This is a genomic window from uncultured Methylibium sp. (genome assembly GCF_902826655.1).
Taxonomy (GTDB): domain Bacteria; phylum Pseudomonadota; class Gammaproteobacteria; order Burkholderiales; family Burkholderiaceae_C; genus Methylibium.
Genome location: NZ_CADEFR010000012.1, coordinates 1 through 12,624 on the forward strand (window position 1 = coordinate 1; position 12,624 = coordinate 12,624).

Below are 12,624 nucleotides of genomic sequence, written 5' to 3' on the forward strand. Positions count from 1 at the left end.
AGCCGAAGCCCAGCGCCTGGCTGACTTCCGGCTCGTAGCGCAGGCTGCTGTCGTTGAGCTTGAGCTTCTCGAGCGCGTCGCGCAGCGAGTCGTACTCGCTGGCCTCGGTCGGGTAGAGCCCGGCGAAGACCTGCGGCTGGATCTCCTTGAAGCCAGACAGCGCCTCGGACGCCGGGCCGGCGTTGTTGGGCAGCTTCTTCTCGAGCGTGATGGTGTCGCCGACCTTGGCGGCCTGCAGCTCCTTGATGCCGGCGATCAGGAAGCCGACCTCGCCGGCACGCAACTCGTCCCGCTGCACCGACTTGGGCGTGAACACACCCAGCTGCTCCAGTCCGTAGACGGTGTTCGTCGCCATCATGCGGATCCGGTCGCCCTTCTTCAGGACGCCATCGACCACGCGCACCAGCATCACGACGCCGACGTAGTTGTCGAACCAGGAGTCGATGATCATCGCGCGCGGCGGGCCGTCGGGCCGGCCGCGGGGCGGCGGCATGCGGGCGATCACGGCTTCCAGGATCTCGTCGATGCCTTCGCCGGTCTTGGCCGAACAGGGAATCGCATGCTCGGCGTCGATGCCGATCACGTCCTCGATCTCGGCCTTGGCGTTGTCCGGATCGGCCTGCGGCAGGTCCATCTTGTTCAGGACCGGCACGACCTCGACGCCGAGATCCAGCGCCGTGTAGCAATTGGCCACGGTCTGGGCTTCGACGCCCTGGCTCGCGTCGACCACCAGCAGCGCGCCCTCGCAGGCCGACAACGAGCGGCTGACCTCGTAACTGAAGTCGACGTGGCCGGGGGTGTCGATCAGGTTGAGCTGATAGTCCTGCCCGTCGCGGGCCCGGTAGGTCAGCGCCGCGGTCTGCGCCTTGATCGTGATGCCGCGCTCGCGCTCGATGTCCATCGAGTCGAGCACCTGCGCCTCCATTTCCCGATCGCTCAGGCCGCCGCAACGCTGGATGAGCCGATCGGCCAGCGTGCTCTTGCCGTGGTCGATGTGGGCAATGATCGAGAAATTGCGGATGTGGTCCATCTGACCTTCGTGCTACCTGCTGACTACGCCGACGCGAGAGCTACAACGGCGTAGCCGTTGCACGGAAGGCTCATATCGCGAAGCGATGTGAAGGCCCGGAGGGCCGTGCCGGACATAAAAAAAAGGCACGTCAAACCGGTGACGCGCCTTCCAACAAAAAACGTATGGCAACTGCTTCGTTGGACTTTCATTGTAGCCAGATCGACCCCGCGGAAAGCCGCGCCAGCACTGGCTTTCGCGACGTTGCAGTGCACCAACATGGAAAATTATACACAACTTATAAACAAAGCCTTGTGGGCCTCCTGTGGATGATTTTTGGCGCCTTTATTGGCTCCATCAATGATCTAATTTTTTTATATAAATCAATCATTAAGTATCAAATAGTCATCAATAGACTATCCAGCTTGAATGTGTGCACAAGCACACATAGTGCCTTTCTCGACTTTTTCCGGCGATCGTCGCGCGGCTTCCAGAAGATGAAAAACCCGGCAACGAGCTAGGGTTGCCGGGTGTTGTCGCCCTGCCGCTGCAGGGCCGGGCTCACTTGACAGGTCGGATCAGCGCGTACTGGGCCCACTCGCCACGGCGGAACAACACGTTCACAGGCTTGCTCTTGTCGAGCTTCGCCAGCACCGACTCGAACTGCTTCACGTCGGTGATCTCGACGTTCGCCACCGACAGGATGACATCGCCTTCACGCAGCCCCGCGCGCGCCGCCGCCGCCTCGACGGCCTCGATGCGCACGCCGCCCTTCAGCTTGAGCTCGCGCTTCTGATCGTCGCTCAGATTGGCCAGCGTCAGCCCCAGCGCGCCGACCGCCACGCTTGGCGCGGGCGCTGGCTTGCCTTCCGGCGCGGCCGCGCGGCGGGCGCGTTCCGGCTCCAGTTCCGCGACGGTCACGCTCAGGTCCTTGGCACTGCCGCGGCGGAACACCTGCAGCGACGACTTGCTGCCGGGCTTCGTGCCACCGACCAGGCGCGGCAGGTCGGACGAGCGCTCGACCGGCTTGCCTTCGAAGCGCGTGATGATGTCGCCCGGTTCGACGCCGGCCTTGTCGGCCGGCCCGCCGGATTCCACCGAGCGCACCAGCGCACCAGCCGCCTTGCCGAGCCCCAGCGACTCGGCCACATCCTTGGTCACTTCGCCGATCTGCACGCCGATCCGCCCCCGCACGACGCGCCCCGTGGCGCGCAGCTGGTCGGCGACACGCGTCGCCTCGTCGACCGGGATGGCGAAGGACACGCCCATGAAGCCGCCGGAGCGGCTGAGGATCTGCGAGTTGATGCCGACCACCTCGCCGCGCATGTTGATCAGCGGCCCGCCGGAGTTGCCGGGGTTGATCGCCACGTCGGTCTGAATGAAGGCGACGAACTCGCCGGTCTCGCGAGCCTTGGCGCTGACGATGCCGGCCGTGACGGTGTTGTCCAGACCGAAGGGCGAGCCGATCGCCATCACCCACTCGCCGACCTTGAGCTTGCCGACGTCACCGATCTTCACCGACGGCAGGCCGCTCGCCTCGATCTTCACGACTGCCACATCGGTGCGCCGGTCCGCGCCGATGATCTTGGCCTTGAACTCGCGCTTGTCGGTCAGCGTGACGTAGACCTCGTCGGCGCCATCGACGACGTGCGCATTGGTCATCACGTAGCCGTCGGGCGTGAAGATGAAGCCGGAGCCGACACCACGCTGCTGCTCCTGCTCGGGCGCCTGCTGGCGCGGGTCGCCGCGCCGCGGATCGGGTCGACCTGGCAGCTGGCCGGGCGGCGTGCCGAAGAAGCGGCGGAAGAACTCCTGCATCTCCTCGTCCATCTCGGGAGCGCTGCCGCGCTGCCCGCCCCGCACGCGCTCGGTGGTGCGGATGTTCACGACCGCGGGCCCGACCTGCTCGACGAGGTCGGTGAAGTCGGGCAGGCCCCGCACCGTGGCCGGGTTGCCCTGCGCATGCCCCGGGCGCGGCAATGCAAGCCCGCCGAGGACGACGAGCGCCGCCGCGACGGCCGCCATGACTGCCATCCACGAACGCAGGCTCCAGGACGCCTGCACGACATCGGTTCCGGTTCTCATCATCACCTCATGCATACGATCGACGATCAAGGTCGCGCCGGACCACCCGGCACGCGATAGATCACGGAATCAGCGGCGGGGTTCCAGCGACGCCGCGAAAGCCCGCAGCGTGATGACCGGCACGTCGCCGATCACGGTGACCCACCAGTCGCCCTTGCGCTTGACCAGCGTCTGCGTGGCGCCCACCGCCATCAGCACCTCTCGCCGGTGAACGGCGGCGTCGAAGGGCTCGATGAAGATGGAGACATGCGTCAGGCCGTCGGAGAAGATCGCCTGCACTGCCGCGCCAGCGGCATCGGCGCCCGACGCAGGACCCGTTGTCGGCGGCGGGTCGGCATCGAAAGCCGCCATCAGCCGGCGGACACTGCTGACCGGCCGGAAGCCCGGCGGCGGCTGCTTCAGCACCCAGCCCTCGCGCGCCAGTTCGGTCTCTTGCAAAGCGAGGCGCTGAACGCGGTAGCCATCGAGCCGCTTCATCGCCTGGAGCACGAGATCGGCCCGCGGCTTGACGTTGAGCATCAGCTCCGAGAAGGCCGACGCCTCGAGCACGACTTCCCGCTCGTCGAAGACTTCGGCACGCAACAGCAGCCCGCTGGCCTTCTCGGCCCAAAGCCGATAGCCGAAACGGTACCCGTCCTTCGGCTGCAGCAGCAGTACGTTGGCATCGTGCCCGGCGACGCGACCGGCACCGAGCGACTTCACGTCGTAGTGCTGGACGATGCGTTCGGCCCCATCGGGCAGCAGCGCCGGAAACTGGCTCATGGCTTGCCGCGTCTCGATCACGGCGAGCCGGCGGTGCGGCCAGAAGCTGTGCACCACCTCGTTGTGGCGATAGACCTGACGCTTCAGGCCATCGAGCGACTCGATGCGCTCGAACTGGTTACGACCCTCGCAGTAGTGGGCGATGCGGGAGCTCGCGACGGTCCCTCCCGCCGACACGACGAAGATGCCCTGGAAGTTGTATTGCTCGGCGGCCGCATGGATGCGCGCGAGCCAATGGCGCGCCTCGCGCGCCTCGACCAGCGGATCGCCGCCCTGGGCTCGGCCGACCGACGGCCACAGCGCCACCGCCAGCAGGGCGGGCAGTAGCGATCGCCGGCCGCTGGCCGCGAGGGTCGGCAGCATGCTCAGCGCGAACCCGCCGCCACGGCGCCTGGCACTTCGTAGGTGGCGCTGCGCAGGAAGCCGGACGGCACGCCCAGCGCCGAACTGCCCCCGAACTGCTTGTGCGCCGCGAGGTACTGGTCGATGCGAGCGTCGCGGATCAGCACGCCGGTGGCCGGCTCGGCCCGTTCGGGCACCGCGCTGGTCAGCGTCTCCGGGGCCATCGCCGAAGCCGCAGCCACGACGGGCACGGGCTGAGCCACGACCACCGGAGGCGCCTGCACGAGTTGCGGCGACGCCGGCGGCGGAGACGACACACGCGTCACGGTCAAGGCCCCCGCGACCGCCAGGAAACCCGCGGCAATGGCTGCCGGCGGCGCCCAGCGACGCAGCGCAACGGCACGACGGCTGCGGATCGGTCGCAAGCTGGCGGCCGGCGCGATGACGGTCGGTTCCTGCTCCAGCCGCTTGCGCAGCGTCCGCAGGAACTCGGCATCGCGACCGCACCCGCCCAGCTCGTCGGAGCGCAGGACGTCGCCGATCAGCTGGTAGCTGTGCCAGCGTGCCCGCGTCGCCGCGTCGTCGCGCCAGAGCGCGCTGGCTGCCGCCGCCATGCCGGCATCGGCTTCGCCATCCACCAGGGCCGACAGGGCCTCCGGCGTCAGAGGATCTGAAACGCTCATCGCTTCACTCCAAAAAACTGCGGTCGCCCGCTTACCAGCGCTCGCCGGAGCGCTGCTCCAGCATCGGACGCAGACGCTCGGCGATCGCCTCGCGCGCCCGGAAGATCCGCGAGCGCACCGTGCCGATGGGACAGTTCATCACTTCCGCGATCTCTTCGTAGCTCAGGCCCTCGATCTCGCGCAGCGTGATCGCCTGCCGCAGATCCTCGGACAGATCCTCGATCGCGGAGTTCACCGCGGCGGCAATCTGCTTCGAGGCCAGAAGGGCTTCCGGCGTCTCGCCATCGGTTAGTTCGTTCTCCACCCGGGAAGTTTCCTCCCCGTCCTCGTCGCGGCCCATGCGTGCGGATTCGGTCACGAGCGGGTCGCGCTTCAGGTCGCCCAGGGTCTTCTTGGCTGTGTTGACGGCGATCCGGTACAGCCAGGTGTAGAAGGCGCTCTCGCCACGGAACTGCGGCAGCGCCCGGTAGGCGCGGATGAAGGTCTCCTGGGCGATGTCCGGCACCAGGTCGACATCGCGCACCATGCGGCCGATCAGCCGCTCGATGCGACGCTGGTACTTGACGACCAGCATCTCGAAGGCACGGACATCGCCCTGCTTGACGCGGTCCACCAGCAGGGCATCGACTTCGGTGCTCATGCGTCAGAAGGCGGGTCCGGCGGGCGCAGCGGGCACCGCCGCGGATCGACGGGCGTGGACGGCACAACGCAACGCATGCCACGACGGTCCGATCGTCTCGCGCGACACCGGCAGCCAGCGCTGCGCCGCCGCCGTCGACCGTGAGGCCGGCTCGAAGCGCAGGAGCATCCAGTCACCGAGATCGAGCGCCACCGCGACCTGCCCGACCGCCGCAGGCTCCGCCAGGCGGTCCTGTGTGCTCAGATGCCAGACCTGCCCATCCCAACGCAGTCGCCGGATCGCCATTCGCAGGAGACCCGGCAGCGCCACCAGCAGGCCGATCACGACCAGCACCAGAACTCCCCAGCCAAGCTTGTCGCCCCGCTGCATCGCCCAGACCACGGCCACTGTCAGGCTCACGCCGGCCAGCCCGCACAGTGCGAGATGACTCACCCTGTCGGGCTTCACTTCCACCGCCACGGCGGGCGCCGCTTGCATTGCTCGGTCGGGGATCGAGGCAGGGGCGGCTCGGCAGGTCTCAGGCGCGCCGGAACACGAGCGTGCCGTTGGTCCCGCCGAAGCCGAAGTTGTTTTTCACCGCGTGCTCGATCTTCATCTCGCGCGCCGTGTTGGCGCAGTAATCCAGGTCGCACTCGGGATCCTGGTTGAAGATGTTGATCGTGGGCGGAGACACCTGGTGGTGCAAGGCCAGCACGCTGAACACCGACTCGATCCCGCCGGCACCACCCAGCAGGTGACCGGTCATCGACTTGGTCGAGTTCACGACCAGCTTCCTGGCGTGGTCGCCGAAGGCCAGCTTGATGGCGTTGGTCTCGTTGACGTCGCCGAGCGGCGTCGAGGTGCCGTGCGCATTGAGGTACTGCACCTGGTCCGCATCGATGCCGGCATTGCGCAGCGCAGCGCGCATGCTGCGCTTCGGGCCATCGACGTTGGGCGCTGTCATGTGGAAGGCGTCGGCCCCCATGCCGAAGCCGGCGAGCTCGGCGTAGATCCGCGCTCCACGCGCCTTGGCGTGGTCGTAGGACTCGAGCACCATCACGCCGGCGCCTTCGCCGAGCACGAAACCATCGCGGTCCTTGTCCCAGGGACGCGACGCCGTGGTCGGATCGTCGTTGCGCGTGGACAGCGCCCGTGCCGCCGCGAAGCCCCCGATGCCCAGCGGCGAAACGGTACTCTCGGCACCGCCTGCGATCATCACGTCGGCGTCGCCCGCCTCGATCATGCGGGCCGACTGGCCGATGCAATGCAGGCCGGTGGTGCAGGCCGTGACGATCGCCAGGTTGGGGCCGGTGTAGCCGCACAGGATCGACAGGTGCCCGGAGATCATGTTGATGATCGACGCCGGCACGAAGAACGGCGAGATGCGTCGCGCGCCGCGCGCGACGTACTCGGAGTGCGTCTCCTCGATCATCGGCAGCCCGCCGATGCCCGACCCGACCATGCAGCCGATGCGCTCGGCCTGCTCTTCGTTCAACGCCACGCCGGTGGGCAGCCCCGCATCCTTCACCGCCTGCAGCGACGCTGCCAGGCCGTAGTGGATGAAGGTGTCCATGTGACGCGCTTCCTTGGCCGGGAGGTAATCCTCGATCCGGAAGCCCTTGACCTCGCCGGCGATGCGGCACGCCAGGTTCGACGCATCGAACTTGCTGACGGTGGCGATGCCGGACTTGCCGGCCACCAGGTTGGCCCAGGACTCCGCCACCGTGTTGCCCACGGGGGTCACGAGCCCGAGCCCGGTCACGACGACGCGACGGCGGCTCATGCGCGGGAAAAACGAGGAGGTTGACGCCTCGGCCTCAGGCCTTGGCGTGGGACTTGGCGTAGTCGATCGCGAGCTGGACGGTCGTGATCTTCTCGGCCTCTTCGTCCGGGATCTCGATGCCGAACTCGTCTTCGAGGGCCATCACCAGTTCGACCGTGTCCAGCGAGTCCGCGCCCAGATCCGCGACGAAGGCCTTCTCGTTGCTCACTTCGCCTTCGGCCACGCCGAGTTGCTCGGCGATGATCTTCTTGACGCGTGCTTCGATGTCGCTCATGACTCCTCCAAGGAGAGTTAGCAAAAACAGCCGGTGATTCTAATGGCACCGGGGTGACAGCCCCGGGACGCCCGGGGGCCGCGATCCGCACCGCCGCAGCGGCCTCAGTCCATGAACATCCCGCCGTTGACGTGCAGCTCGGTCCCGGTGATGTAGCCGGCCCGGGGCGACGCCAGGAAGGCCACCGCATCGGCGATCTCCTGCGGCGAGCCCAGGCGGCCCAGCGGGATCTGAGCCAGCAGCGCGGCCTTCTGGGCCTCGGGCAGCCCGTCGGTCATGTCGGTCTGGATGAAGCCCGGCGCCACGCAGTTGACCGTGATGGCGCGGCTGCCCAGTTCGCGGGCCAGCGAGCGCGTCATGCCGGCCACCCCCGCCTTGGCCGCCGCGTAATTGGACTGGCCTGGATTGCCGCTGGCTCCGACCACCGAGGTGATGTTGACGATGCGCCCATAGCGCTGCTTCATCATCGGGCGGATCGCCGCACGGCAGGCGCGGAAAACCGCCTTCAGATTGGTGTCGAGCACGGCGTCCCAGTCCTCGTCCTTCATGCGCATCGACAGCTGGTCGCGCGTGATGCCGGCGTTGTTGACCAGCACGTGCAAGCCGCCATCCTGCTTGACGATCGCGTCGAAGGCGGCGTCGAGGGCCGCCGCGTCGGTCACGTTCAGCGCCATGCCGCGCCCGCCGTGGGGCGCCAGCGCCTCACCGATCGCCGAGGCCCCGGCCTCGGTGGTCGCCGTGCCGACGACCTTGAAGCCTCGCACTGCCAACGTGGCGGCGATGGCCTGCCCGATGCCGCGGCTCGCGCCGGTGACCAGTGCCACCTGCCCCGTCATGTCGGCCGTACTCATGCCAACACCCCCTTGGCATCGGCCAGGCTGGCCGCGTCGAAGATGTTGACCGCCACCAGGTCGGCATCGATCCGCTTCACCAGGCCGGCCAGCACCTTGCCCGGACCGCACTCGGCCACCTGGCTGATGCCTCGGGCCTTGAGCGCCTGCACCGTCTCGACCCAGCGCACGGCGCCAAAGGCCTGGCGGTAGAGCGCGTCGCGGATCCGCGCCGGCTCGGTCTCGACCGCGACGTCGACGTTGTTCAGCACCGGGATCTGCGGCGCCGCCAGGGGCACGTCGACGAGGCGCTCGCGCAGCCGCTCGGCGGCCGGCTTCATCAGGCTGGAGTGAAAAGGCGCGGACACGGCCAGAGGCAGGGCGCGCTTCGCGCCGGCCGCCTTCAGGAGCTCGCAGGCCTTGTCGACCGCCGCCTTGCTGCCGGAGATGACCGTCTGCCTGGGATCGTTGTAGTTCGCCGCCTCGACCGCCTCGCCAGTGGCCGCGGCAGCGTCGGCACAGCCAGCGCGGACGGCATCGGCCTCGAGGCCCAGGATCGCGGCCATCGCCCCGGTGCCGACGGGCACCGCGTCCTGCATTGCCTGGGCACGCAGCCGCACCAGCGGCACCGCCTCGGCCAGGGTCAGCACCCCGGACGCGACCAGGGCGCTGTACTCGCCGAGCGAGTGGCCGGCGACGATGGCCGGCCGGCGGCCGGTCTCCGCCAGCCATGCGCGGTAGCAGGCGATGCTGGCTGCCAGCATCACGGGTTGCGTATTGGCGGTCAGGTCCAGGGCCTCCTTCGGCCCGATGCGGATCAGCGCTGCGAGGTCCTCGCCCAGCGCGGCGGACGCCTCGGCCAGCGTGTCGCGCACGACCGCATGATCGCCCCAGGCGTCGAGCATGCCGACGCTCTGCGAGCCCTGGCCAGGAAAGACGAATGCGAAGGCGGACATTCCGGCGAGTCTCCTGATGTTCCTGTGGTTCCCGGATGGGTGGCGAGCCGCGCGGCGCGCTCAGAGGTCGAGCAGCACCGCGCCCCAGGTGAATCCACCGCCGACGCCTTCGAGCATGACGGTGTCGCCACGCTTGACCTGGCCGCTGCGCACCGCATGGTCGAGCGCCAGCGGGATGGAGGCGGCCGAAGTGTTGCCGTGCTCGTCGACGGTGACGACGAGTTTCTCGAGCGGGAGCTTCAGCTTCTTGGCCGTGCCTTGCATGATGCGGATGTTGGCCTGATGAGGGATCAGCCAGTCGATGTCGCTGTCCTGGCGCCCCGCCTTGTCGAGCACGGCACGCGCCGACTCCTCCAGCACCCGGACCGCCAGCTTGAACACGGCCTGGCCGTCCATCTTGAGCAGCGGATCGCCCAGCACCTTGCCACCCGCCACGGTACCGGGCGTGCACAGGATGCCGACGTGGCGACCATCGGCATGCAGGTCGGTGGCCAGGATGCCGGGCGCGTCGCTCGCCTCCAGCACGACGGCGCCCGCGCCGTCGCCGAACAGGACGCAGGTCGTGCGGTCCGTGAAGTCGAGGATGCGCGAGAACACTTCCGAACCGATCACCAGCGCCCGGCTCGCCGCCCCGGTGCGGATCATCGAGTCGGCGACCGTCAGCGCATAGACGAAACCCGAGCACACGGCCTGCACGTCGAAGGCCGGGCAGCCGGCGATGCCGAGCTTCTGTTGCAGCAGGCAGGCCGTCGACGGGAACACCATGTCCGGCGTCGAGGTCGCCACGATGATCAGGTCGATCTCGCCGGCCTGCCGGCCAGCGGCCTCGAGTGCATGGCGCGCGGCGTGCAGGGCCAGATCGCTGCACACGACGCCGTCGTCGGCGAAGTGCCGCGCCCGGATGCCCGTGCGCTCGACGATCCACTGGTCCGAGGTCTCGACCCCCTGCTCGGCCAACTGGGCAGCGAGCTGCGCGTTGGTCAGCCGCCGCGGGGGCAGGTAGCTGCCGGTGCCGGCGATGCGCGTGAAGCGCGGGAAGGCGGTCTGGGTCATGCGGCTTGAGGGACCGGCCCGCCGGAAGAGCCCGCTTCGGCCGGCAGGGCCTGCAGCGTCTCGAGGATGCGGTCGTGGACCCGGTCGAGCAGTCGATTTCGCGCCGCATCATAAGCGCGGTTCAGCGCCTGCTCGAAGGCGAAGGCGTCGGCCGAGCCGTGGCTCTTGAAGACCAGTCCGCGCAGCCCGAGCAGGGCCGCGCCGTTGTAGCGACGGTGGTCGACGCGATTCTTGAAGTGCTTCAGCACCGGCAGCGCCACGACGGCCGCCAGCTTGGCGTACCAGGTTCGCGTGAACTCCTGACGGATGAAGCTCGAGAGCATCGAAGCCAGGCCTTCCGCCGTCTTGAGCGCGACATTGCCGACGAAGCCGTCGCACACGACGATGTCGGTGCGGCCGGTGAAGATGTCGTTGCCCTCGACATTGCCGACGAAGTTGAGGTGCCCACCGGCAGCGGCGGCGCGCAGCAGCTCCCCGGCGCGCTTGATCGTGTCGCTGCCCTTGATGGCTTCCTCGCCGATGTTGAGCAGGCCGACGCTGGGATCGTCCTTGCCTTCGACCGCTGCCACCAGGGCACTGCCCATCACCGCGAACTGCAGCAGGTGCTCGGCCGTGCAGTCGACATTGGCGCCGAGGTCCAGCACCGTGGTGTGGCCGTCGTTCTGGTTCGGCATCACGGTCGCGATCGCCGGACGGTCGATGCCGTCCAGCGTCTTGAGCACGTAGCGCGCGACGGCCATCAGCGCGCCGGTGTTGCCTGCGGACACGCAGGCCTGGGCCGCCGCGAGGGCGCCGTCGATCGGCTTGACCTGGTTGATCGCCACGCGCAGCGAGGAGTCGCGCTTGCGGCGCAGCGCCACCTCGACGGGATCGTCCATCGTCACCACCTCGCTCGCCGGCACGATGGTGCAACGCGGCCAGGACGCCGCCTCGGCCAAGGCCTCCGGCCGGCCGACGAGCAACAGTTCGGCCCCAGGGTGCGCCGCCAGGAATGCGCGACAGGCCGGCAGGGTGACGGACGGCCCGTGGTCGCCGCCCATGCAGTCGACGGCGAGACGCACCCCGGCAACGGGCGACACGGCAGAAGATTCGTTCATCGGTTCGGACGGGGTCCGGCGAGGAGTCCTGTCACGGTCGCGACGCTAAGCGCTGCAACGCGCGCTGGCAAGCGGCGCTGCAATGACAACGCCCGACGGCCTGCGGGGCGGTCGGGCGTCGGGCCTCTCGTCGGCAACGGCCTGCGCCCCAGGGCGCGGGCCGGCAGGATTCAGGCATCCGCCTTGGTCTTGAGGACCTTGCGGCCCCGGTAGAAGCCGGTCGCGCTGATGTGATGACGCAGGTGCGTCTCTCCGGTGGTGGGCTCGACGGCGGTGCCCGGCGTGGTCAGGGCGTTGTGCGAGCGGTGCATGCCGCGCTTCGACGGGGACTTCTTGTTCTGCTGAACGGCCATGATGGGCTCCTGGGGTCTTGCGCTCGCCCGGACGGGGCCGGCGAGACTGCCGAGTGCCCTGGGGCCCTGCGGCGAAGCTTCGAATCCGGCAGCGACGCTACCGGCTGCTCCAGGCCCCACAGGTGCCCGAAAGGCGGCCCTGAGCCCAGAAAAGCCGCAGATTGTAGCACCGGTAGCGGGCACTCTCAGTGCTTGCGACCCGGCCCTTTCAGGGCCTGCAGCGCGGCGAAGGGGTGCGGCGCCGCCGGGTCTGCGGGCTGCGGCGACTCGGCCGGCAGCTCGAGCGGCTCGGGGCAGACGGCGTGCCTCGGCACGATGGGCATGGACAGCAGCAACTCGTCCTCGACAAGCTCCCGCAGGTCGAGCTGGCGCGTCAGTTCGAGCACATCGTCTTCGCTCTCGGCGTCCAGCGACTCGGCTTGCCGCGCACCGGCGACGAAGCGGAGCCGGCGATCGCACTCGATGGTCTCCACGACGGGCGACAGGCAACGCTGGCACTGAAGGCCAAGTCGCACCCTGGCCCGCAACCGAAGCCAGACCTCCGCCGGGCTCCCCTCGCGTCGGCGCTGCTCGCCTTCGGCCGACCACTCGACCTGGTCCCCGGCCGCCGGCGCCGCTTCGGTGCTCGCGCTGCCGGCGATCCGCGGCAGGCTGGTCACCGGCCAGTGGCCGGACAGGCTCGCGCCGGCGGCCGCGAAGGCCGCCACGTCGAGTCGCAGCGGGTCGTACTCCTTGGACATCATCGATCGGGGGTCGGGCCGCGAGTTTAGGCGCGTCG

14 protein-coding genes are annotated in these 12,624 nt (G+C 68.8%); all 14 read right to left on the reverse strand.

From position 1 onward, the window contains the following. A partial coding sequence (locus QZV97_RS07385; RefSeq protein WP_295640696.1) for a GTP-binding protein occupies positions 1-1,030 on the reverse strand: 1,030 nt, incomplete at its 3' end. 540 nt (positions 1,031-1,570) lie between these two features. Then, a complete protein-coding gene (locus QZV97_RS07390) occupies positions 1,571-3,094 on the reverse strand; it encodes a DegQ family serine endoprotease (protein WP_295640698.1) in 1,524 nt (507 codons plus the stop codon). A 69-nt stretch (positions 3,095-3,163) separates the two neighbouring features. After that, positions 3,164-4,219, reverse strand: a complete 1,056-nt coding sequence (locus QZV97_RS07395) for a MucB/RseB C-terminal domain-containing protein (RefSeq protein ID WP_295640699.1) — start codon at positions 4,217-4,219, stop codon at positions 3,164-3,166. Positions 4,220-4,221: 2 nt separating this feature from the next. Then, positions 4,222-4,881, reverse strand: a complete 660-nt coding sequence (locus QZV97_RS07400) for an RseA family anti-sigma factor (protein ID WP_295640701.1) — start codon at positions 4,879-4,881, stop codon at positions 4,222-4,224. Positions 4,882-4,912: 31 nt separating this feature from the next. Further along, entirely contained in the window at positions 4,913-5,521 is a 609-nt protein-coding gene (gene rpoE, locus QZV97_RS07405; RefSeq protein WP_295640704.1) for an RNA polymerase sigma factor RpoE, read from the reverse strand. Positions 5,522-5,524: 3 nt separating this feature from the next. Continuing rightward, complete coding sequence (locus QZV97_RS07410) at positions 5,525-5,998, reverse strand: hypothetical protein (RefSeq protein WP_295640706.1); 474 nt, start codon at positions 5,996-5,998, stop codon at positions 5,525-5,527. Between the two features lie 40 nt (positions 5,999-6,038). Beyond that, positions 6,039-7,283 carry a beta-ketoacyl-ACP synthase II gene (gene fabF, locus QZV97_RS07415; protein ID WP_295640708.1) on the reverse strand — a complete coding sequence of 415 codons (1,245 nt, stop codon included), beginning with the start codon at positions 7,281-7,283 and terminating at the stop codon, positions 6,039-6,041. A gap of 34 nt (positions 7,284-7,317) precedes the next feature. Next, on the reverse strand, positions 7,318-7,557 hold the full coding sequence (acpP, locus tag QZV97_RS07420; RefSeq protein WP_295640710.1) for an acyl carrier protein: 240 nt from the start codon (positions 7,555-7,557) through the stop codon (positions 7,318-7,320). Between the two features lie 104 nt (positions 7,558-7,661). After that, entirely contained in the window at positions 7,662-8,408 is a 747-nt protein-coding gene (gene fabG, locus QZV97_RS07425; RefSeq protein WP_295640712.1) for a 3-oxoacyl-ACP reductase FabG, read from the reverse strand. Further along, the gene (gene fabD / locus QZV97_RS07430; RefSeq protein ID WP_295640714.1) at positions 8,405-9,343 is read right to left on the reverse strand and encodes an ACP S-malonyltransferase; all 939 of its coding nucleotides are present in this window, start codon (positions 9,341-9,343) and stop codon (positions 8,405-8,407) included. The genes fabG and fabD overlap by 4 nt, the downstream gene beginning before the upstream one ends. Before the next feature lie 60 nt (positions 9,344-9,403). Continuing rightward, a complete protein-coding gene (locus QZV97_RS07435; protein ID WP_295640716.1) occupies positions 9,404-10,396 on the reverse strand; it encodes a beta-ketoacyl-ACP synthase III in 993 nt (330 codons plus the stop codon). Next, positions 10,393-11,493, reverse strand: coding sequence for a phosphate acyltransferase PlsX (gene plsX, locus QZV97_RS07440; RefSeq protein WP_295640718.1), 1,101 nt, complete (start codon positions 11,491-11,493; stop codon positions 10,393-10,395). Before plsX ends, QZV97_RS07435 begins: the two co-directional genes overlap by 4 nt. Before the next feature lie 170 nt (positions 11,494-11,663). After that, entirely contained in the window at positions 11,664-11,846 is a 183-nt protein-coding gene (rpmF, locus tag QZV97_RS07445; protein ID WP_295640720.1) for a 50S ribosomal protein L32, read from the reverse strand. Positions 11,847-12,031: 185 nt separating this feature from the next. Then, entirely contained in the window at positions 12,032-12,589 is a 558-nt protein-coding gene (locus QZV97_RS07450; protein ID WP_295640722.1) for a DUF177 domain-containing protein, read from the reverse strand. Between the last annotated feature and the right edge of the window lie 35 nt (positions 12,590-12,624).

Excerpts from the sequence above, each read along its gene's own strand:
- QZV97_RS07390 (WP_295640698.1), bottom strand. The coding sequence starts at position 3,094 with ATGAGAACCGGAACCGATGTCGTGCAGGCGTCCTGGAGCCTGCGTTCG.
- QZV97_RS07395 (WP_295640699.1), bottom strand. The coding sequence starts at position 4,219 with ATGCTGCCGACCCTCGCGGCCAGCGGCCGGCGATCGCTACTGCCCGCC.
- QZV97_RS07400 (WP_295640701.1), bottom strand. The coding sequence starts at position 4,881 with ATGAGCGTTTCAGATCCTCTGACGCCGGAGGCCCTGTCGGCCCTGGTG.
- rpoE (WP_295640704.1), bottom strand. The coding sequence starts at position 5,521 with ATGAGCACCGAAGTCGATGCCCTGCTGGTGGACCGCGTCAAGCAGGGC.
- QZV97_RS07410 (WP_295640706.1), bottom strand. The coding sequence starts at position 5,998 with ATGCAAGCGGCGCCCGCCGTGGCGGTGGAAGTGAAGCCCGACAGGGTG.
- fabF (WP_295640708.1), bottom strand. The coding sequence starts at position 7,283 with ATGAGCCGCCGTCGCGTCGTCGTGACCGGGCTCGGGCTCGTGACCCCC.
- acpP (WP_295640710.1), bottom strand. The coding sequence starts at position 7,557 with ATGAGCGACATCGAAGCACGCGTCAAGAAGATCATCGCCGAGCAACTC.
- fabG (WP_295640712.1), bottom strand. The coding sequence starts at position 8,408 with ATGAGTACGGCCGACATGACGGGGCAGGTGGCACTGGTCACCGGCGCG.
- fabD (WP_295640714.1), bottom strand. The coding sequence starts at position 9,343 with ATGTCCGCCTTCGCATTCGTCTTTCCTGGCCAGGGCTCGCAGAGCGTC.
- QZV97_RS07435 (WP_295640716.1), bottom strand. The coding sequence starts at position 10,396 with ATGACCCAGACCGCCTTCCCGCGCTTCACGCGCATCGCCGGCACCGGC.
- plsX (WP_295640718.1), bottom strand. The coding sequence starts at position 11,493 with ATGAACGAATCTTCTGCCGTGTCGCCCGTTGCCGGGGTGCGTCTCGCC.
- rpmF (WP_295640720.1), bottom strand. The coding sequence starts at position 11,846 with ATGGCCGTTCAGCAGAACAAGAAGTCCCCGTCGAAGCGCGGCATGCAC.
- QZV97_RS07450 (WP_295640722.1), bottom strand. The coding sequence starts at position 12,589 with ATGATGTCCAAGGAGTACGACCCGCTGCGACTCGACGTGGCGGCCTTC.